Origin of the sequence: Paraburkholderia dipogonis, from assembly GCF_042680985.1 — a bacterium.
GTDB classification, from domain to species: Bacteria; Pseudomonadota; Gammaproteobacteria; order Burkholderiales; family Burkholderiaceae; genus Paraburkholderia; species Paraburkholderia phytofirmans.
Window position 1 is genome coordinate 313011 of the sequence record NZ_JBHUFR010000021.1, and the last position, 18579, is coordinate 331589.

General features: G+C 62.3%; 16 protein-coding genes. 5 read left to right on the forward strand and 11 right to left on the reverse strand.

Annotation, left to right across the window (positions count from 1 at the left end; translation table 11 throughout):
• Positions 1 to 121 precede the first annotated feature (121 nt).
• Positions 122 to 2404 carry an NADP-dependent malic enzyme gene (locus ACFSNN_RS27165; RefSeq protein WP_134457625.1) on the forward strand — a complete coding sequence of 761 codons (2283 nt, stop codon included), beginning with the start codon at positions 122 to 124 and terminating at the stop codon, positions 2402 to 2404.
• Between the two features lie 226 nt (positions 2405 to 2630).
• On the opposite strand, the gene ACFSNN_RS27170 is transcribed toward ACFSNN_RS27165, so the two are convergent.
• Positions 2631 to 6230 (reverse strand): indolepyruvate ferredoxin oxidoreductase family protein, encoded by a 3600-nt coding sequence (locus tag ACFSNN_RS27170; RefSeq protein ID WP_134457626.1) that lies wholly within the window; start codon positions 6228 to 6230, stop codon positions 2631 to 2633.
• A 357-nt stretch (positions 6231 to 6587) separates the two neighbouring features.
• Here ACFSNN_RS27170 and ACFSNN_RS27175 point away from each other — a divergent pair, with 357 nt between their 5' ends.
• Entirely contained in the window at positions 6588 to 6788 is a 201-nt protein-coding gene (locus ACFSNN_RS27175; protein ID WP_134457627.1) for a hypothetical protein, read from the forward strand.
• A gap of 157 nt (positions 6789 to 6945) precedes the next feature.
• Here ACFSNN_RS27175 and hppD read toward each other — a convergent pair whose 3' ends face one another.
• Positions 6946 to 8043 (reverse strand): 4-hydroxyphenylpyruvate dioxygenase, encoded by a 1098-nt coding sequence (gene hppD / locus ACFSNN_RS27180; RefSeq protein WP_134457628.1) that lies wholly within the window; start codon positions 8041 to 8043, stop codon positions 6946 to 6948.
• A gap of 155 nt (positions 8044 to 8198) precedes the next feature.
• Here hppD and ACFSNN_RS27185 point away from each other — a divergent pair, with 155 nt between their 5' ends.
• A complete protein-coding gene (locus ACFSNN_RS27185) occupies positions 8199 to 8696 on the forward strand; it encodes an Lrp/AsnC family transcriptional regulator (RefSeq protein ID WP_134457629.1) in 498 nt (165 codons plus the stop codon).
• Between the two features lie 82 nt (positions 8697 to 8778).
• On the opposite strand, the gene ACFSNN_RS27190 is transcribed toward ACFSNN_RS27185, so the two are convergent.
• The 8 genes from ACFSNN_RS27190 to paaA form a co-directional block, all read right to left on the reverse strand.
• On the reverse strand, positions 8779 to 9447 hold the full coding sequence (locus ACFSNN_RS27190) for a GNAT family N-acetyltransferase (protein ID WP_134457630.1): 669 nt from the start codon (positions 9445 to 9447) through the stop codon (positions 8779 to 8781).
• Between the two features lie 242 nt (positions 9448 to 9689).
• Positions 9690 to 10298: a TetR/AcrR family transcriptional regulator gene (locus ACFSNN_RS27195; protein ID WP_134457631.1), complete on the reverse strand. Its 609-nt coding sequence runs from the start codon at positions 10296 to 10298 to the stop codon at positions 9690 to 9692.
• Between the two features lie 14 nt (positions 10299 to 10312).
• Positions 10313 to 11125 carry a DUF1835 domain-containing protein gene (locus tag ACFSNN_RS27200; protein WP_134457632.1) on the reverse strand — a complete coding sequence of 271 codons (813 nt, stop codon included), beginning with the start codon at positions 11123 to 11125 and terminating at the stop codon, positions 10313 to 10315.
• A 146-nt stretch (positions 11126 to 11271) separates the two neighbouring features.
• Complete coding sequence (paaE, locus tag ACFSNN_RS27205; RefSeq protein WP_134457633.1) at positions 11272 to 12360, reverse strand: 1,2-phenylacetyl-CoA epoxidase subunit PaaE; 1089 nt, start codon at positions 12358 to 12360, stop codon at positions 11272 to 11274.
• 1 nt (position 12361) lies between these two features.
• Entirely contained in the window at positions 12362 to 12913 is a 552-nt protein-coding gene (gene paaD / locus ACFSNN_RS27210) for a 1,2-phenylacetyl-CoA epoxidase subunit PaaD (RefSeq protein WP_134457634.1), read from the reverse strand.
• 7 nt (positions 12914 to 12920) lie between these two features.
• Entirely contained in the window at positions 12921 to 13724 is an 804-nt protein-coding gene (paaC, locus tag ACFSNN_RS27215) for a 1,2-phenylacetyl-CoA epoxidase subunit PaaC (RefSeq protein WP_134457635.1), read from the reverse strand.
• An 8-nt stretch (positions 13725 to 13732) separates the two neighbouring features.
• Positions 13733 to 14017, reverse strand: a complete 285-nt coding sequence (gene paaB / locus ACFSNN_RS27220; protein WP_007179854.1) for a 1,2-phenylacetyl-CoA epoxidase subunit PaaB — start codon at positions 14015 to 14017, stop codon at positions 13733 to 13735.
• A gap of 38 nt (positions 14018 to 14055) precedes the next feature.
• A complete protein-coding gene (paaA, locus tag ACFSNN_RS27225) occupies positions 14056 to 15054 on the reverse strand; it encodes a 1,2-phenylacetyl-CoA epoxidase subunit PaaA (RefSeq protein WP_134457636.1) in 999 nt (332 codons plus the stop codon).
• Between the two features lie 215 nt (positions 15055 to 15269).
• On the opposite strand from paaA, the gene ACFSNN_RS27230 reads away from it, so the two are divergent.
• Both ACFSNN_RS27230 and ACFSNN_RS27235 read left to right on the forward strand, forming a co-directional pair.
• Entirely contained in the window at positions 15270 to 16892 is a 1623-nt protein-coding gene (locus ACFSNN_RS27230; RefSeq protein ID WP_134457637.1) for an NAD(P)/FAD-dependent oxidoreductase, read from the forward strand.
• 91 nt (positions 16893 to 16983) lie between these two features.
• Positions 16984 to 18252: an SGNH/GDSL hydrolase family protein gene (locus ACFSNN_RS27235; protein ID WP_134457638.1), complete on the forward strand. Its 1269-nt coding sequence runs from the start codon at positions 16984 to 16986 to the stop codon at positions 18250 to 18252.
• 45 nt (positions 18253 to 18297) lie between these two features.
• Here the strand turns inward: ACFSNN_RS27235 and ACFSNN_RS27240 are convergent.
• Positions 18298 to 18579: hypothetical protein (locus ACFSNN_RS27240; RefSeq protein WP_377779200.1), on the reverse strand; the 282-nt coding region annotated here is incomplete at its 5' end.

Sequence of the window (18579 nt, forward strand, 5' to 3'; positions counted from 1 at the left end):
GACGCGGCGCCCAACCGGCGCAAGCGAAAACCGCCTCAATCGATTATCCATTCGATAGATGCGCGCGACGCTGACGGTGCGGTGTGCCGGGCCCAATTTCTTACGTCTCGCAGGCCAAAAAATGGACGAACAACTTAAGCAAAGCGCTCTCGCATACCACCAGAATCCGAAACCCGGCAAGATTTCGGTCACGCCCACCAAGCCGCTATCGAACCAGCTCGATCTGTCGCTGGCGTACTCGCCGGGCGTCGCCGCGGCCTGTATGGCGATCTACGACGAGCCGCTCGACGCGCAGAAATACACCTCGCGCGGCAACCTGGTCGGCGTGATCACGAATGGCACGGCCGTGCTTGGTCTCGGCAACATCGGCCCGCTCGCCGCGAAGCCGGTGATGGAAGGCAAGGGCTGTCTCTTCAAGAAGTTCGCCGGCATCGACGTGTTCGACATCGAACTCGCCGAGTCCGATCCTGACAAACTGGTCGAAGCGATCGCGATGCTCGAGCCGACGCTCGGCGGCATCAACCTCGAAGACATCAAGGCGCCCGAGTGCTTCTACATCGAGAAGAAGCTGCGCGAGCGCATGAAGATTCCGGTCTTCCACGACGATCAGCACGGCACGGCGATTATCGCTTCCGCGGCGATCCTGAATGGCCTGAAAGTGGTCGGCAAGAAGCTCGACGAAGTGAAACTGGTGTGTTCGGGCGCGGGCGCTGCGGCAATCGCCTGTCTGGACCTGCTGGTGAATCTGGGCCTGTCGAAGAAGAACGTTCTCGTCACCGACTCCAAGGGCGTGATCTACGAAGGCCGCGGCAACCTCGATCCGTCGAAGGAACGCTACGCGGCGAACACCGAGGCACGCACGCTCGCTGACGCGATCCGCGGCGCGGATGTGTTCCTCGGCTGCTCGAGCGCCGGCGTGCTGAAGCCGGAGATGGTCGCTGAAATGGGCACGCAGCCGCTGATCCTCGCGCTGGCCAATCCGGAACCGGAAATCCGCCCGGAAGACGCCAAGAAGGTTCGCCCGGACTGCATCATCGCGACCGGCCGTTCGGACTATCCGAACCAGGTCAACAACGTGCTGTGCTTCCCGTTCATCTTCCGCGGCGCGCTGGATGTCGGCGCGACCACCATCACGGAAGAAATGAAGCTCGCCTGCGTGCGCGCCATCGCCGAGCTGGCTGAAGAAACCGATCAGGGCGACGAAGTCGCGAAGGCCTACGAAGGCCACTCGCTGGAATTCGGCCCCGAGTATCTGATTCCGAAGCCGTTCGATCCGCGTCTGATCATCAAGATCGCGCCGGCTGTCGCGCAAGCCGCGATGGATTCGGGCGTGGCGACCCGTCCGATCAAGGACATGGACGCGTATCGCGAAGAACTCGGCACGACGGTGTATCGCACGGGCATGGTGATGCGTCCGGTGTTCGCGGCCGCGAAGGCGGAGCCGGCGCGTATCGTGTTCGCCGAAGGTGAAGACGAGCGCGTGCTGCGCGCCGCGCAATTCGTGCTGCTGGAAAAGATCGCAAAGCCGATTCTGGTCGGCCGTCCGTCGGTGATCGAGATGCGTCTGAAGAAGATGGGCTCGAAGCTCAAGTGCGGAGACGACTTCGAAATCGTCGATCCGGAAGACGATCCGCGCTATCAGAAATCCTGGCAGGCTTACCACGAACTCGGCGCGCGCGAAGGCGTGACGCCGGACGTGGCGAAGGCTGCGATGCGCAAGTTCAACACGCTGATCGGCGCGATCCTCGTGCGCCTCGGCGAAGCGGACGGCATGATCTGCGGCATGATTGGCCAGTACCACGCGCATCTGAAGTTCATCGAGCAGGTGCTGGGCAAGGCGGACAACGTGCAGAACTTCGCTGCCATGAACCTGCTCATGCTGCCCGGCCGCAATCTGTTCATCTGCGATACGTACGTGAACGAAACGCCGACCGCCGAGCAACTCGCCGACATGACGATGCTGGCTGCGGGTGAGATGGAGAAGTTCGGTATCACGCCGAAGGTGGCGTTGCTGTCGAACTCGAACTTCGGCAGCGCGCCGTCGTCGTCGTCGCAACGCATGGCCGCAGCTCGCAAGCTGATTGTCGAACGTGCGCCCTCGCTCGAAATCGACGGTGAGATGCATGGCGATGCCGCGCTGTCGGAAGTGGTGCGCAAGGCTGCGTTCCCGGGCACGACGCTGACTGGCGAAGCCAACCTGCTGATCATGCCGAACGTGGAAGCGGCGAACATCACGTACAACCTGCTGAAGATGATCGGCGGCGAAGGCGTGACGGTCGGCCCGTTCCTGCTGGGCGCGGAAAAGCCGGTGCACATCCTGACGCCGGCTGCGACCGTGCGCCGGATCATCAACATGACGGCAGTGGCTTCGGCCAACGCACGCAAGGCAGTGAACGCGAAGTAATGCGGATGCTTTGAGAATCGGAGCGGCGCGTCGTCGAGGCGCGCGCGACGAGTCTGCGAAAAAAGCCACGGATGTCGTTTCCGTGGCTTTTTTGTTGGCGCGCTGTCTTTGCAACAGCATCGCACGTCACTTTTCACAGCGCAGCACAGCACGTAAAAAAGGCGACTGTCCGCGAGGACCGCCGCCTTTCTGTTTTCAGACCGGCGAGCCGGTCAAGCCATCCCGATCACGCCGCGTGTTGCGTCTTGCCGGCCTCCGGCGACCGCCACCGCGCAAGCAACTCGTTCCATTTGACGCGCACGCCCTTCAGGTTGTTTTCCTTCACGTGACCGTAGCCGCGAATGCCGTCCGGCAGATTCGCCAGTTCGACTGCCAACTCACGCTTTTGCGTAGTCAGGCCGGCGATCAGTTCGCGCACCAGCGCTTCGTACTCGCCGATCAATGCACGTTCGGTGCGGCGCTCTTCCGTCTTGCCGAACACATCGAGCGCGGTGCCGCGCAGGAACTTGAAGCGTGCCAGCACGTGCATCGCGCTGAAAACCCACGGGCCGTACTTCTTCTTCACCAGATGACCCTTGGCATCTTTCTTCGAGAACGTCGGCGGCGCGAGGTGAATGTGCAGCTTCCAGTCGCCTTCAAAATTCGCCTTCAGCTTTTCGATGAACGCCGGATCGCTATACAGACGCGCGACTTCGTACTCGTCCTTGTAGGCCATCAGCTTGTGCAGGTTCTTCGCGACGGCTTCGGTCAACGGCAACTGGCTGTCGATCGAATCGAGCGCCGACTCCGCTGCACGCACTTGCGACACCAGCGCGCGATAGCGGTCGGCATACGCGCTGTTCTGCCACGCGGTCAGATACTCGGCGCGTTTGTCGATCAGCGTGTCGAGCGCCTTCGGCGTGTGCAGCGAGATGATCTTGCTGCTCGCCGTTTCCGCCGCGGCGCCGCGTCCTTGCGATTGCGCGAGCTTGCGCACGCCGGCCAGATCGTGCGCGGCGCGGCGGCCCCACTCGAACGCCGCACGGTTCTTCTCGACCTGTACGTTGTTCAACTCGATGGCGCGCATCAGCGACTGATACGTGAGCGGCACCCAGCCGCGTTGCCATGCATAGCCGAGCACGAACGGATTCGTATAGATCGCGTCGCCAAGCAGCGCGACCGCGAAGTGATTCGCGTCGACCGTATCGACACCGTCGTCGCCGGCGGCGGCGCGCACGTCGGCTTCCGTGCTGCTGCCCGGGAAGCGCCAGTTCGGGTTCTTGATGAGTTCGGCGGTCGGCGTATGCGCGCTGTTCAACACGACACGTGTGCGGCCCGCCTGCATACGCGACACGCATTCGTCGCTTGCCGTGACGATCGCATCGCAGCCGATCACGAGACTCGCTTCGCCCATGGCGATGCGGGTCGCATGAATGTCGGCCGGATTCTTCGCGATCTGCACGTGGCTCATCACGGCGCCGCCTTTCTGCGCGAGGCCGGTGACGTCGAGCACGGTAACGCCCTTGTTCTCCAGATGCGCGGCCATGCCGAGCAGCGCGCCGATCGTCACGACACCCGTGCCGCCGACGCCTGTCACCAGCACGCCATACGGCCGCTCCATGGACGGCAGGTCGGGTTCCGGCACCGGCGGCATCGCGTCGCCGGCGAGACCGGAAGCGGCCTTCGGCTTGCGCAACTGACCACCTTCAACCGAGACGAAGCTCGGGCAGAAACCGTTCACGCACGAGAAGTCCTTGTTGCAGGTGGACTGATTGATCTGGCGCTTCGTGCCGTACTCGGTGTCGAGCGGCTCGACCGACAGGCAGTTCGACTTCACCGAGCAATCGCCGCAGCCTTCGCACACGGCCTCGTTGATCACGACGCGGCGTGCCGGGTCCGGATACGTGCCGCGTTTCCTGCGGCGGCGTTTCTCCGTTGCGCAGGTCTGGTCGTAAATCAGGATCGTGGTGCCGGACACTTCGCGCAGCGCGCGTTGTACCTCGTCGAGCTTGTCGCGATGATGAATGTCGATGCCCGGCGCGAGGCCGACATTCGCCGAGTACTTCTCCGGCTCGTCGGTGACGATCACGATTTTCGTCGCGCCTTCGGCGGCGAGTTGATGTGTGATCTGCGGCACCGTCAGCACGCCGTCGACCGGTTGGCCGCCGGTCATGGCGACCGCGTCGTTATAGAGAATCTTGTACGTGATGTTGGCCTTCGACGCGATCGCCGCGCGAATCGCCAGCAGCCCGGAGTGGAAGTAGGTTCCGTCGCCGAGATTGGCGAACACGTGTTTGTCGTTGCTGAACGGCGCCTGGCCGATCCACGCCACGCCTTCGCCGCCCATCTGGCTGAAGGTGCTGGTGCTGCGGTCCATCCACACCGTCATGTAATGGCAGCCGATGCCGGCCATCGCGCGCGAGCCTTCCGGCACGTTGGTCGACGTGTTGTGCGGACAGCCCGAGCAGAACCACGGCTTGCGTTCGGCTTCGACGCGCGGGCGTGCCAGCGCTTTTTCCTTTGCTTCGATCACGGCGATGCGCGTGGCGATGCGCGCGCGCACATCCGACGGCAAGTCGAACTTGTCGAGCCGCGTGGCGATCGCCTTGGCGATGATCGCCGGCGAAAGTTCGTAGTGCGCCGGCAGCAGCCAGTTGCCCATCGGCACCGACCATTCGCCGCCCGCGCCGTCTTTCTCGTCGAACTTGCCAAACACGCGCGGACGTTGCGCGTCGGGCCAGTTGTACAGTTCTTCCTTGATCGCGTATTCGAGAATCTGGCGCTTTTCCTCGACCACCAGAATTTCGTCGAGGCCACGCGCGAAGGCCTGCGCGCCTTGCGCTTCGAGCGGCCACACACAGCCGACCTTGTACAGACGGATGCCGATGCGCGAACAGGTTTCGTCGTCGAGACCGAGGTCGGTCAGTGCCTGGCGCACGTCGAGATACGCCTTGCCGCCGGTCATGATGCCGAAGCGCGCATGCGGCGAATCGATTTCGACGCGGTCGAGTTTGTTGGCCCGCACGTAGGCGAGCGCGGCATACCATTTGTAGTCGAGCAGACGCGCTTCCTGCACCAGCGGCGGATCCGGCCAGCGGATATTCAGGCCGCCCTCGGGCATCGCGAAGTCTTCCGGCAGAATGATCTTCGTGCGATGCGGGTCGATGTCGACCGATGCCGACGACTCGACCACATCGGTCACGCATTTCATTGCGACCCACAGGCCGGAATAGCGGCTCATCGCCCAGCCGTGCAGACCGAAGTCGAGATATTCCTGCACGTTCGACGGGAACAGAACCGGCAGGCCGCACGCCTTGAAAATGTGTTCGGACTGGTGCGCGAGCGTGGACGATTTCGCGGCGTGGTCGTCGCCGGCAAGGACGAGAACGCCGCCGTTGCGCGCCGAACCGGCCGAGTTGCCGTGCTTGAAGACGTCGCCGGAACGGTCGACACCGGGGCCTTTGCCGTACCACATCGAGAACACGCCGTCGTATTTGGCGCTCGGGTACAGATTGACTTGCTGCGAACCCCAGACGGCGGTAGCCGCGAGGTCTTCGTTGACGCCTGGCTGGAACACGACCTGATGCGCGGCGAGATGTTGTTTCGCCTTCCACAGGGATTGGTCGAGTCCGCCGAGTGGCGATCCGCGGTAACCGGAGATAAAGCCGGCGGTGTTGAGCCCGGCGGCCCGGTCGCGTTCCTGCTGCAGCATCGGCAGACGCACTAGCGCCTGGATACCGCTCATGTACGCGCGGCCGCGTTCGAGGGTGTATTTGTCGTCGAGCGTGACGGAAGATAGCGCGGCTTCGAGCGAGGCTCGCTGACCTGCGTCTAGCGGGGCGTTCATTATGTGTACTCCTCCAACCAGTTTGGGATCACCAAAACTTTTTTGGGCCGCAGCATCTTGTGAATGCGTAGGGCCGGGGCCGTCATATTGACGTGTTTTAAGTGATGGTAGCACTGGTGGAAACCCGCCGCAGCCTAGGAAGAACGAGGCTTCCGCGTTTGTCGCGAATGTCGGCGCGCATGCGCGCTCCTCGCCGCGCATCGCTCTGGCGACAGCCTGTAACAAGCTGTAAAAACTACAAATCTGCGGAACCGCGCTCGAAATGTCTGTCTAACCCCCACCTGTGAGCAATGTCCGCGCAACGCTCCGCATTCGGCGGAGCTTCACGACAACAGGGCAGTTAGAAAAGGAGTACGCATGAACACTAGAAACATCCAGACCTTCCTGATGGTCTCGGCAGCATTTTTCGCCATGAGCGCACCGGTGCGCTCGAATTCGGGCAGTGCAGGGGCGCTGTCGAACGCGGTCACCCGTACGGCGCAGGTCGCACCGGCACGCATTGCCATGAACCGCGTCACGCGATCCGTTAAGCCCGGCGAGGAAGACCAGAATTCGTGATGCGCCGCGCATGCGGTGTGTCGGTTGAATAACCTGCCGTTGTCCTACCTAGGTTTCGCTTGAGATAACGGCGCCATGAAAAAGGGCGAAGATCGTGAGATCTTCGCCCTTTTTCATTTGGATCTACACAGCCGCTCTCGTGAAGCGGCCCAAGCCGTCAGACCTTGTCTTGCACCACGCCACGGCGAATCTGATCCAGTTCGATCGATTCGAACAGTGCCTTGAAGTTGCCCTCGCCGAAGCCCTGATTGCCCTTGCGCTGAATGATCTCGAAGAAGATCGGGCCGATCTGGTTTTCCGTGAAAATCTGCAGCAGCAGATCTTCGGGCGCTCCGTCGATCAAAATCTTGCGTTTGCGCAGTTCGTCGAGAGGCTCGCCGTGATTCGGCACGCGGCGATCGACCAGCTCGTAATACGTGTCGATCGTGTCGAGCAGCGAGATTTTCGATGCGCGCAAGCCGTCCACCGTGCGATAGATGTCGTTGCTGCCGAGGGCAATGTGCTGAATGCCTTCGCCGTGATACGCGTCGAGATATTCCTGAATCTGGCCGGCGGTTTCCGAACCTTCTTCATTGATCGGGATGCGGATCTTGCCGCACGGCGAGGTCATCGCCTTCGACTTCACGCCCGTCACCTTGCCTTCGATGTCGAAATAACGCACTTCGCGGAAGTTGAACAGACGCTCGTAGAACTCCGCCCATTCCTGCATCCGGCCGCGATGCACGTTGTGCGTCAGGTGGTCGATGTAGGTCAGGCCGTGGCCGAGCGGGTTCGGGTTTGCGCCGGGAATCGGTTCGAAGTCGACATCGTAAATGTCGATGTTGCCAATGCTGTTCGGCTCTGCGCCGTTCTTGCCACGCCACCGATCGACGAAATAGATCAGCGAGTCGCCAATGCCCTTGATCGCCGGAATGTTCAATTCCATCGGGCCGGTTTTGTTGTCGAAGCCCCAAGCGCCTTTTTCCAGCGCTTCTTTGTATGCCTTGGCGGCGTCCTGAACGCGGAAAGCGATCGCGCAGATCGAAGGGCCATGCAAACGCGTGAAGCGTTGCGCGAACGAATCCGGCTCGCCGTTGACGATGAAGTTGATTTCCCCCTGGCGGTACAGCGTCACGTCCTTATGACGATGCCGGGCCACGGCGGTGAAGCCCATCTGTTCGAAGAGCTTGCCGAGTGCCTTCGGATCCGGCGCGGTGTATTCGATGAACTCGAAGCCGTCGGTGCCGAGCGGATTTTCCCAAGTTGAAACCTGCATTGTCTGTCTCCTGATGGGCGCGAGCCGGTTGGGCGATTGCGCGACTGAATGACGCCAGTGTAAAGGCCTATCTGCGGCGAAAACTTGCGAAGTTAATCGCGCGTCGCTACGCTGACGCTAGTTTCTAGCTCAACGTTTCGAATGGACGGCAGAAAATGGCCAGTATAGAGATAGACGCCATCGACAGGCGAATTCTGGCGATTCTTCAGGAGAACGGCCGGCTGTCGAATCAGGAAATCGCCGAGCGCATCAATCTTTCGCCGAGTCCGTGTCTTCGGCGGATCCGTCGGCTGGAAGAGAGCGGCGTGATTCGCGGCTATGTGGCGCTGCTCGATGCTCAACAGCTTGGTCTCGATTTGCTTGCCTATGTGAATGTGCGACTCGAAAAGCGCGGCGGTCCGGCGCTCAGTTCGCGAGGCGACGCCACGCATGCGGATCTGTTTCGCGCGGCGGTGCAAACCTGGCCGGAAGTGGTGGCATGCCACGCGATGACCGGCGACATGGATTATTTGTTGCGCGTCCAGGTGAAAGACATGGCGCACTTTTCGCGCTTCGTGCAGGACCAGTTGCTACATCATCCGTCGGTCATCGACGTGAAATCGAGCTTCTCGCTGGAAAAGTTTAAGGAGACGACCGCGCTGCCGATCTTGTGAGGCGAACTGCGGGGTGAGAAGAAAAGCAAACAAAAAGGGCAGCCACAGGGCTGCCCTTTGTTCTTGCTGAAGCTCAATGCTCTCAGGCTGCGACAGCCGCCGGCATGAACGACTCGAACAGCTTCGACGCCTGACGCGCCTGCCGCTTGAGCGCGTAGTCGAACACGGCGGCCTGTTCCTGCAGCATTTCCGTGATGATGCTCGATTGATCCGCCGGCGGCAGCGTGAGGTAAGCGTCTGCCTCGCCGTACGCGTATTCGATCTTCATGCCGGCCTTCTTCGCGATATGCATCATGGTCGAATTGCGCGACAGGCAGTGCATGTACAGCATGGTGACGTGCGTATTGCGGCTGCGAATGGCGGCACGCTCGAACAGCTTCGAGCCTATGCCCTGGCCGCGGACGCTTTCCAGCACGGACACGCCGAACTCAGCCGTACGCTTGTCGCCTTCGGCCGGCAGGTAAGCCAGGTGGCCAACGCCGGTCAACTGCAATTGGTCGTTGAAGACGCCGAAGACGGTGTCGCGCTTGAAGTCGATCGCGCGAACATAGTTTTCGATGACGTGGTCCGGCACGATCTGGCCGAAGCGCAGAAGCCGGTCGTCTTCGTCGAGCGCCAGGAAGTGGGTGAGCAGGCGTTCGCGGTCGACTACAGTGAGCTCGCGGACCAGAGCAGGCGCACGACCGGCTGGCTGCATCAAGCGATCGTGCGCGACGATCGGCTCAGCGGCGCGGGGTGTTGTCAAGTTCATGGTCGGGTTCTCCTTTTGGTCGAGCGGCGTGGTGCACCGCAAAAGCAATTTTAGCGGAGATCGACACTACGCACTAGGGAAAACCCGTATCAATATTTGAAGAGGTTGCCTAAAAAGCTTGCACCCTATTTTTATGTAATTGATTTTAAATAATAAATAAATGAGACGAGCGTTCGAAACACGATGTCGCACGTCGGTCGCTTTCAGTCATTATTTCGTATGAATATTGTTGCGGTGCGGGATCAGGCCGGGTTTGAGCCCAATCCGTGGTCCACCATGCCGACCACTTGTTCGGCAAATTCACGGTAACCCATCCGGCCATCCGGCTTCAGCCAAGTGAAGGTCCAGTTGATCATGCCGAACACCATCATGGTGAGCGCCGTCTGGTTGTCGCGCGTGGCGCGCTCTGGATAGGCGCGAGCCAACTGCCGCGCAAAAGCCGCCACCACGTCACGCTGACGGTTCAGGATCACTTCGCGCTGGGTGTCGACCAGATACTTCACGTCGTTCAACAGCGCGACGTGCCGGCTGTGCGATGTCTCATACTCCGACAGAAACGCCCGGATCAGCTCGGCGAAGGTTTCGCGCTCCGATAAGCCGCGCCGCTGGCTCGCTCCTTCCACCTCCGCGATGATCAGCATCAGCCGCTTGGTGTAACGGTCCAGCAGATCGAACAGGATCGCTTCCTTGCTGGCGTAGTAGTGGTAGAGGCGCGCTTTCGAGGTGCCGCTCGCGGCGGCGAGGTCGGCCATCGAGGTACTGGGATAGCTGGTCTGGGCGAACTTCGCCGCGGCGAGTTCGAGAATCTGTTCGCGCTGGGTTTCGTGGTCGGGCGCTCGGGTGCGGGCCATAGTCGTCTGTTCTATTAATGTGGACAGGGGGCGAACGCCGCGCACAATTCGAGCGTGCGCCAGGCGCTTGCGTCGCCGCGCAGCTTGATGCGCCGGGTTGCGGCCATTTCACGGAAGCGCCACAGCACAACAGTGTCGCTGACCAGGAAGCCGAGCTCGGCGGCCATTAATTCGGCGGCGACGCGCGCGGCGGGCTGCCAGTCTTCAGTCACATGCTCGAGAATCAGCGCATCGAGTTCCGCGAAGCTGCCGCTCGTAAAAGTATTGTCGCGCCAGCGCCGGGTTTCGCCGTTCGCGTGTTTGACTTCCTGCCATTCGAGCGCGAGCCGGCTGATGCGCAGCACGGAAATCGGCGCGGCGTCCGGCAGACGGGATTGCAGAACGGCCGGCGCGAACATGCCGACCGACGTCGCGCGGTCTTTGCGGCTGTGCGCCCACGCGCCCGGATCGGTGAGGTCACGAATCGACAGACGCACTTCGTTCAGACGCTGCGGGTTGTTGCGCAGGTGATAGCAGACGCGGCGCAGCATCAATTGATCCGATGCGCTTTCGCCGTGCCAGACCACCAGATTCGCTTCGCCGCGCGCGATATTGTCCAGCGCCGCGGCCTGCTCGCGGAATTCCCGCAGGAAATCGCGCTTCGTGTCGGCGCTCACGCGATCCCAGAAGTCCGCGCGCACGTCGGGCGAGTCGTCGACGCCGCGCAGCGGGCCGACCGCGAGATCGTCGCGCAGTGCGTGCACGCGCTCGTCGCGGCCCGCATCGCGCAAAGCGGTGCGCAGTGACTCGGCGGCGACATCGCCGTTGGTGAGGTGGATCGTGCTCATCGGCAGTGGCGTAGGGCGGTTGACAACATTAGGGGCCGCTCACCGACCGGAACAGGTGTCCGGTCGCGAGCGGCCCCTAGTGTAAGCGGATCGCGGACCTGCTGAAAGCGCGACGGGCGTCTTGCGGGCCCGCCTTCGCACGCGGCTCAACGTTCGTCGTAGCTCACCACCACGCGGTCGCTGATCGGATGGCATTGACACGTCAGCACGAAACCGTCGCGGATTTCGTGTTCTTCGAGCGTGTAGTTCTTTTCCATCTTCACTTCGCCTTCCAGCACCTTCGCGCGACAGGTGCAGCAGACGCCGCCCTTGCACGCATAAGGCAGCGCGAGGCCGGCGCGCAGGCCGACGTCGAGCACGCTCACGCCCTGATACGGCAGGCGCAGCTTGCGGCGCTTTCCGTCGAGCACGATTTCGAGGTCGGCAGCCGGCGTATCTTCGGTGATTTCGAGCGGCGGCACGCCCGCTTGCGGCAGCGGCGAACCGAAGCGCTCCACATGCACCTTTTCCGATGGCACGCCGGCGGCTTTCAGCGCGGCTTCGGCGGCGTCCATCATCGGAGCGGGGCCGCAGATGAAGGCTTCGTCGATCGCGTCGGCCGGCAACAGATTCTCGATGAAGGCCGCGCACTTATCCTGATCGAGCACGCCGTTGAACAACTCGACGTCCTGCAGATCGTCGGACAGCACGTGATAGAGCACGAAGCGGTTCATGAAGCGGTTCTTCAGATCTTCGAGCTCTTCCGCGAACATGATCTGATCGACGCTACGGTTGCCGTACACGAGCGTGAAGGTGCTGCGCGGTTCGACTTCGAGCGTCGTCTTGATGATGGCCAGCACCGGCGTGATGCCCGAACCGCCCGAAAACGCCAGATATTGCTGACCCTGATCGGCGTTCAGATGGGTGAAGAAGCGTCCGTCCGGCGTCATCACGTCGATCGTGTGGCCGGGCTGCAGCGTGTCGAACGCAAAGTTCGAGAAACGTCCGCCGCGTACCCGCTTGATGCCGATGCGCAGTTCGCCGTCGCGGTCGTAATCGGTGACGCCGACGCAGATCGAATACGAACGGCGCGTTTCCTCACCGTCGATATGCGTCTTCAACGTGACGAACTGGCCTTGCGTGAAACGATAGTGGTCGCGCAGTTCGGCGGGGACTTCGAAGGCGACCGAAACCGAATCGGCGGTTTCGGGCCGCACTTCGCGGATACGCAGCGGGTGAAATTGCGGAGTGGCCATATCAGTATGGTTTGAAGTAGTCGAAGGGTTCGCGGCAGTCGAGGCAGCGGTACAGGGCTTTGCAGGCAGTCGAGCCGAATTGCGCGAGACGCTCGGTGTGCGCCGAGCCGCAACGCGGACACGACGGCGCGGGCAGCGCGCGGGGCACAAAGCGCATCACTTTTTCCTGCACGGGCGCGGGCGAACCGCAATTGCCCGTGGGCGGCGCAATGCCGTAGGCGCGCAGCTTTTCGCGGGCATCGGCGGTCATCCAGTCGGTCGTCCAGGCCGGCGCGAGCACCGTGGCGATCCGATAGGGCTTGAGTTCGGCCGCGTCGAGCGCATGCGAGACGTCCTCGGCGATCTGCGACATAGCCGGGCAACCGGAGTAGGTCGGCGTGATCACGACTTCGAGCGTGCCGTCGGCGTCGCGCCGCACATCGCGCAAAATGCCGAGTTCGCGAATCGACACCACCGGAATCTCCGGGTCCGGCACCGTTTCGAGCACGGCCCATGCGCGGGCGAGGGTGGCGTCGATTGTTTCGGTCGTGCGGAGGGCTGTCGAAGTCGTCATCGTCGGATTACCAGGTGGCGCCGGGGTGTTGGCGTGCAAGGCTCTGCATTTCAGCCAGCACGAAGCCCATGTGCTCGGAATGTTCGCCGTGCTTGCCGGTCGTGACGTGCTTGACCGGTTCGGGCAACGTCAAGGTGGCTTCGTCGAGCGTGGCGCGCACGTCGTCGAGCCATGCTGTTTCGAGGTCCGACGTCAACGGGCCGATGCCGGCTGCCGCGATGCTTTCCTCGACGGCATCCGTGCTGAAGAACTCCCGCGTATACGGCACCAGATAGTCCAGCGCGGCTTGCGCGCGGCGGTGCGATTCTTCCGTGCCGTCGCCGAAACGGATCAACCACTCGCGTGCGTGGTGCGCGTGATAACTGGTTTCCTTGATCGACTTGGAGGCAATCGCCGCCAACTGCTCGTCGCTGGATGCCATGAGGGCAGTCCACAGATGCGCCATCAGCGTCGAGTAGAGGAAATTGCGGACGATCGTGACCGCGTAATCCTTTTCGGCTTTCGCCGTGGCCGACAGCGGGCCGACATGCGGCAACTCGGCGAGCGTGAAGTTGGCGAACTCGCGCTCGGCGCGAAAGTACGCGTAGTCGTCTTCCGTGCGGTTTTTGCCGGTGAGTTGCTGTTCGAGCGACGCCGCGTGCGTGTACAGCAGCCGCGCCTGGCCAATCAGGTCGAGGCTCATGTTCGACAGCGCGATATCTTCTTCGAGGATCGGGCCGTGGCCGCACCATTCGGTATTGCGCTGACCGAGGATCAGCGCGGTGTCCGCGAGGCGCAGCACGTACTGGAGATGTTGGGGCGTGATGGTCATGGCCGCGCTTACATGTGGTTGACTTCGTCGGGGAGCGTGTAGAACGTCGGGTGGCGGTAGATCTTGTCGCCAGCCGGTTCGAACAGTTCCGCCTTGTCTTCCGGCGCGGACGCCGTAATCGCCGACGACGGCACCACCCAGATGCTCACGCCTTCCTGGCGGCGCGTGTAGACGTCGCGCGCCATGCGCAGCGCCATCGGCGCGTCGGCGGCGTGCAGGCTGCCGCAGTGTTTGTGGTCGAGTCCCTGCTTGCTACGCACGAAGACTTCCCAAATCGGCCATTCCTTGTTCATTGCAAATCTCCTGATTCTTTGTCCGGCAAACCGCGCGGTTAGGCGGCGTGCTGTTGTGCGCGCTGGCGCTGTTTTTCGGCGTGGGCGAGGGCGGCTTCGCGGACCCAGGCGCCGTCGTCGTGGGCTTTGACACGGGTGGCGAGACGCTCGCGGTTGCACGGGCCGTCGCCGTTCACCACGCGCCAGAACTCTTCCCAGTCGATGTCGCCGTAGTCGTGATGGCCGCGCGCTTCGTTCCATTTCAGGTCCGGGTCGGGCAGCGTGACGCCGAGCACCTTGGCCTGGTCGACGGTGGCGTCGACGAATTTCTGGCGCAGGTCGTCGTTCGAGATGCGCTTGATGCCCCATTTCGACGACTGGTTGCTGTGGATCGAATCCTTGTCGCTCGGGCCGAACATCATCAGCACCGGCCACCACCAGCGGTTCACGGCCTGCTGGACCAGTTCGCGTTGCGCTTCGGTGCCGGCCATCATCGACATGAGCGCGTCGAAACCCTGGCGCTGATGGAACGACTCCTCCTTGCAGATGCGGATCATGGCGCGTGCGTACGGGCCATACGTGCAGCGGCACAGCGGAATCTGATTCATGATCGCCGCGCCGTCCACCAGCCAGCCGATCACGCCGACGTCCGCCCAGGTCGGCGTCGGGTAATTGAAGATGCTCGAATATTTGGCTTTGCCCGAGTGCAGCGCGGCGATCAGCTGATCGCGCGACACGCCGAGCGTTTCCGCTGCGCTATATAGATAGAGGCCGTGGCCGGCCTCGTCCTGCACCTTGGCGAGCAGAATCGCCTTGCGCTTCAGGCTGGGCGCGCGCGTGATCCAGTTACCCTCCGGCAGCATGCCGACGATTTCCGAATGCGCGTGCTGCGAGATTTGCCGGACCAGCGTCTTGCGGTAGGCCTCCGGCATCCAGTCTTGAGCTTCGATCTTGCCGTCGGCGGCCATGACCGCGTCGAACTGCACCTGCTCGGACGAATCTGCGCCCGCGTCCAGCGGAGCGACATTGCCGGGAATATCCAGGGATTGCGTGTACATGGGGACGCTCTCTGCGGAAGTTGTCTGTGTGCGCACAGTATAAGCCAACCGACCGGTCGGTTAATAAATTTTTTGAGATGAGTCGATCGGGCCGATAGGGGCTTGCGCGGCTTCCTTTGCAAGGGTTTCGTCCGGCCGCCGCCCCGTCCCTACACTAAACCTATAAAATTGCGAATTGGCCGCGATTTGCGGCCTTCCTGCATCCCCCGGTACTCATGTTACGTCTAAGCGAAATCAAACTCCCGCTCGATCATCCCGAGAGCGCTCTCGAAGCCGCCGTACGCGCGCGCCTCGCGGAACTCGGCGTGGCTGCGGATGGGCTCATCCGATACACCGTGTTCCGCCGCGCGCATGATGCGCGCAAGCGCGCCGACATCAAGCTCACGTACATCGTCGATGTCGAGGTTACGGATGAAGCGGCGGCGCTCAAGCGGCTCGCCGACGTGCCGCATTGCGGCGTGACGCCCGACATGACTTACCAGTTCGTCGCCAAGGCGCCCGCGCAGATGACCGCGCTGCGCCCCGTCGTAATCGGCATGGGGCCGTGCGGCCTGTTTGCCGGGCTGATCCTCGCGCAGATGGGCTTCCGGCCGATCATCCTCGAGCGCGGCAAGGCTGTGCGCGAACGCACCAAGGACACCTTTGGCCTGTGGCGCAAATCGGTGCTCAATCCTGAGTCGAATGTGCAGTTCGGCGAAGGCGGCGCGGGCACTTTCTCCGACGGCAAGCTATACAGCCAGATCAAGGATCCGAAGCATTACGGCCGCAAGGTGCTCGACGAATTCGTGCGAGCCGGCGCCCCGGAAGACATTCTGTTTCTGAGCCGGCCCCATATCGGAACTTTCCGGCTGGTGAGCATGGTTGAAAAGATGCGAGCGACCATTCACGAGCTTGGAGGCGAGGTGCGTTTTGAAAGCCGCGTCGACGATATCGAGATCGATCAGGGCAAGGTGCGCGGGCTGAAGCTGTCGACCGGCGAAACGCTGCGCTGCGACCATGTCGTGCTGGCGGTCGGCCATAGCGCGCGCGATACCTTCCAGATGTTGAACGACCGCGGCGTCTATATTGAAGCGAAGCCGTTTTCACTCGGTTTCCGGATCGAGCATCCGCAGGGGTTGATCGACCGCAGCCGGTTCGGCAAATTTGCCGGTCACAAACAGCTTGGCGCCGCCGACTATAAGGTGGTGCATCACTGCAGCAATGGCCGCGCCGTCTACAGTTTCTGCATGTGCCCGGGCGGCACCGTGGTGGCAGCGACCTCCGAGCCGGGCCGCGTCGTGACCAACGGTATGAGCCAGTATTCGCGGGCCGAGCGAAATGCCAATGCCGGGATCGTGGTCGGCATTACGCCGGACGACTATCCGGGCGGGCCGCTCGCCGGCATTGCTTTCCAGCGCAAATGGGAAGAGCGGGCTTTCGAGCTCGGCGGCGGTAACTATATGGCGCCGGGCCAGCTGGTCGGCGACTTTATCGCCGGGCGGCCGTCCACGACGCTGGGTTCGGTGGTGCCGTCGTACAAGCCGGGCGTGCATCCGACCGATCTCAGCACGGCGCTTCCCGACTACGTGATCGAGGCCATTCGCGAAGCCTTGCCGCAAATGGACAAGAAGATCGCCGGGTTCGCGATGCACGATGCCGTGCTGACGGGCGTCGAGACGAGAACGTCGTCGCCGATTCGCGTGCGTCGGCGGGACGACTATCAGAGCATGAATGTCGAGGGCCTGTATCCGGCCGGCGAAGGCGCTGGCTATGCTGGTGGGATCTACTCGGCGGCCATCGACGGGATCGAAGTCGCCGAGGCGCTCGCGTTGAAGATGGCCGGGGCGCAGACGGCCTGAGTCGGCAGAGCGCGGGAACGCCGTCGTGCAGATCCGCGACGGCTGGTGCGATCGGGCACAATGCACGTTTTGCCTCGAACCGACGACCCGAATGACCATTCGCACCCTGGCTGCTGCTTGCGGCGCGGCGCTGCTTGCCCAGTTTGCCGTTTCCTCCACCGTTTTTGCCGCCGACGCTCCGGCACATTGGGTCACCGCCTGGGCGACGGCGCTGCAACCTATCCCACAGCGGGCGGACTTGCCGCCGCTCTACCGCGCACCGGAAGTAGCTGGCCGCACGGTGCGCCAGATTGTCTATCCGACGTTGTCCGGAAAATCGGCGCGCGTCCACCTGAGCAACCGGTACGGCAAAACTCCGCTCGTTATCGAAGATCTGCGCATCGCACGCTCGGCGGGCGGCGCGGCAGCAAGTGGTGGCGGGACGCGCGTGACCTTCGGCGGCAACGGCACAGTCTCAATTCCGCCGGGTGGCGAGTTGGACAGCGACCCAGTCGCAATCGATATCGCCGAAGGTGCGCCTTACTCTGTCAGCGTGTATGTGGGGCCCGAGCAGCGCATCGTGGCGTGGCATCGCGTTTCGAACCAGGTGAACTACGTTTCGACGCCGGGTAATCACACGGCGGACGCTTCCGCGGAAGAGTTTCGCGGCCGGTTTACGCAATATGTGTGGATGACCGGATTGTCGGTGGACGCGGCGCCTGCATCCGCCGCCGTTGCCGCGATCGGTGACTCGATCACCGACGGCATGCGCTCCAGTCTGAATCAGAATCGCCGCTGGCCTGATGTGTTGGCGCGCCGGTTTGCCGCTAGCGGCGACCGGTCGACCGCGATCGTCAATCTGGGAATCAGCGGCAACCGCTTGCTGAGCGACTCCCCTTGCTACGGCGACGCGCTCGCGACGCGCTTCGAGCATGACGTGCTCGCGCGCCCGGACGTCAAGACGGCGATTCTGCTGATCGGAATAAACGACATCAACTTCGCGGCAATGCCGCCGCGCAATGGTCTCGATTGCGACTTTCCGCACACCTCGGTGACCGCCGCCGATCTGATTGCCGGCTACCAGCGGTTGATCGCTACGGCCCGGCATGCCGGCGTGAAGGTGTTCGGTGCGACGCTGACGCCGGCGTCGCTTGCGCCGCAGCGAGAAAGCATTCGGCTCGCTGTCAACCAGTGGATTCGGACTAGTCATGCTTTCGATGGCGTCGTGGACTTCGACGCAGCGTTGCGTGACCCGGCACAAGTGGAGCGCCTGCAGCGCAACTTCGACAGTGGCGATCACATCCATCCAAGCGACGCGGGTTATGCAGCAATGGCGGAAGTAGTCCCGATGGACGCGGTAGTGAAATCGACCCGCAAGTGAGCCGCCAAAAAGATTTCGGTCAAACCCTTGTCATATGGCCGATGTTCACCTAAGATTCGCCTCCTCGTTGCAGAACGAGGCCGCGGCAGAAACCAGCGGGCGTAGCGTCAACAAGGTTTTAAGCGAAAGCGAAAAAATGTTGTTGACGAAACGAAAAAGAGCCTTCATAATCTCGTTTCTCTGCTGCTGATGCAGCGACGCAGAACGAAGCGGTGCCGGGTGGTTGGGAAGTCGACAGCGCGCGGTGCCGGTTTGGTGGTGAATGCGGAATCGATCTTTAAAAATTAACAGCCGATAAGTGTGGGCGCTTGATGCGCGACGCGCAGT

Coding starts and splice junctions, on each gene's coding strand:
- ACFSNN_RS27165 (WP_134457625.1), top strand. CDS start 122: ATGGACGAACAACTTAAGCAAAGCGCTCTCGCATACCACCAGAATCCG.
- ACFSNN_RS27170 (WP_134457626.1), bottom strand. CDS start 6,230: ATGAACGCCCCGCTAGACGCAGGTCAGCGAGCCTCGCTCGAAGCCGCG.
- ACFSNN_RS27175 (WP_134457627.1), top strand. CDS start 6,588: ATGAACACTAGAAACATCCAGACCTTCCTGATGGTCTCGGCAGCATTT.
- hppD (WP_134457628.1), bottom strand. CDS start 8,043: ATGCAGGTTTCAACTTGGGAAAATCCGCTCGGCACCGACGGCTTCGAG.
- ACFSNN_RS27185 (WP_134457629.1), top strand. CDS start 8,199: ATGGCCAGTATAGAGATAGACGCCATCGACAGGCGAATTCTGGCGATT.
- ACFSNN_RS27190 (WP_134457630.1), bottom strand. CDS start 9,447: ATGAACTTGACAACACCCCGCGCCGCTGAGCCGATCGTCGCGCACGAT.
- ACFSNN_RS27195 (WP_134457631.1), bottom strand. CDS start 10,298: ATGGCCCGCACCCGAGCGCCCGACCACGAAACCCAGCGCGAACAGATT.
- ACFSNN_RS27200 (WP_134457632.1), bottom strand. CDS start 11,125: ATGAGCACGATCCACCTCACCAACGGCGATGTCGCCGCCGAGTCACTG.
- paaE (WP_134457633.1), bottom strand. CDS start 12,360: ATGGCCACTCCGCAATTTCACCCGCTGCGTATCCGCGAAGTGCGGCCC.
- paaD (WP_134457634.1), bottom strand. CDS start 12,913: ATGACGACTTCGACAGCCCTCCGCACGACCGAAACAATCGACGCCACC.
- paaC (WP_134457635.1), bottom strand. CDS start 13,724: ATGACCATCACGCCCCAACATCTCCAGTACGTGCTGCGCCTCGCGGAC.
- paaB (WP_007179854.1), bottom strand. CDS start 14,017: ATGAACAAGGAATGGCCGATTTGGGAAGTCTTCGTGCGTAGCAAGCAG.
- paaA (WP_134457636.1), bottom strand. CDS start 15,054: ATGTACACGCAATCCCTGGATATTCCCGGCAATGTCGCTCCGCTGGAC.
- ACFSNN_RS27230 (WP_134457637.1), top strand. CDS start 15,270: ATGTTACGTCTAAGCGAAATCAAACTCCCGCTCGATCATCCCGAGAGC.
- ACFSNN_RS27235 (WP_134457638.1), top strand. CDS start 16,984: ATGACCATTCGCACCCTGGCTGCTGCTTGCGGCGCGGCGCTGCTTGCC.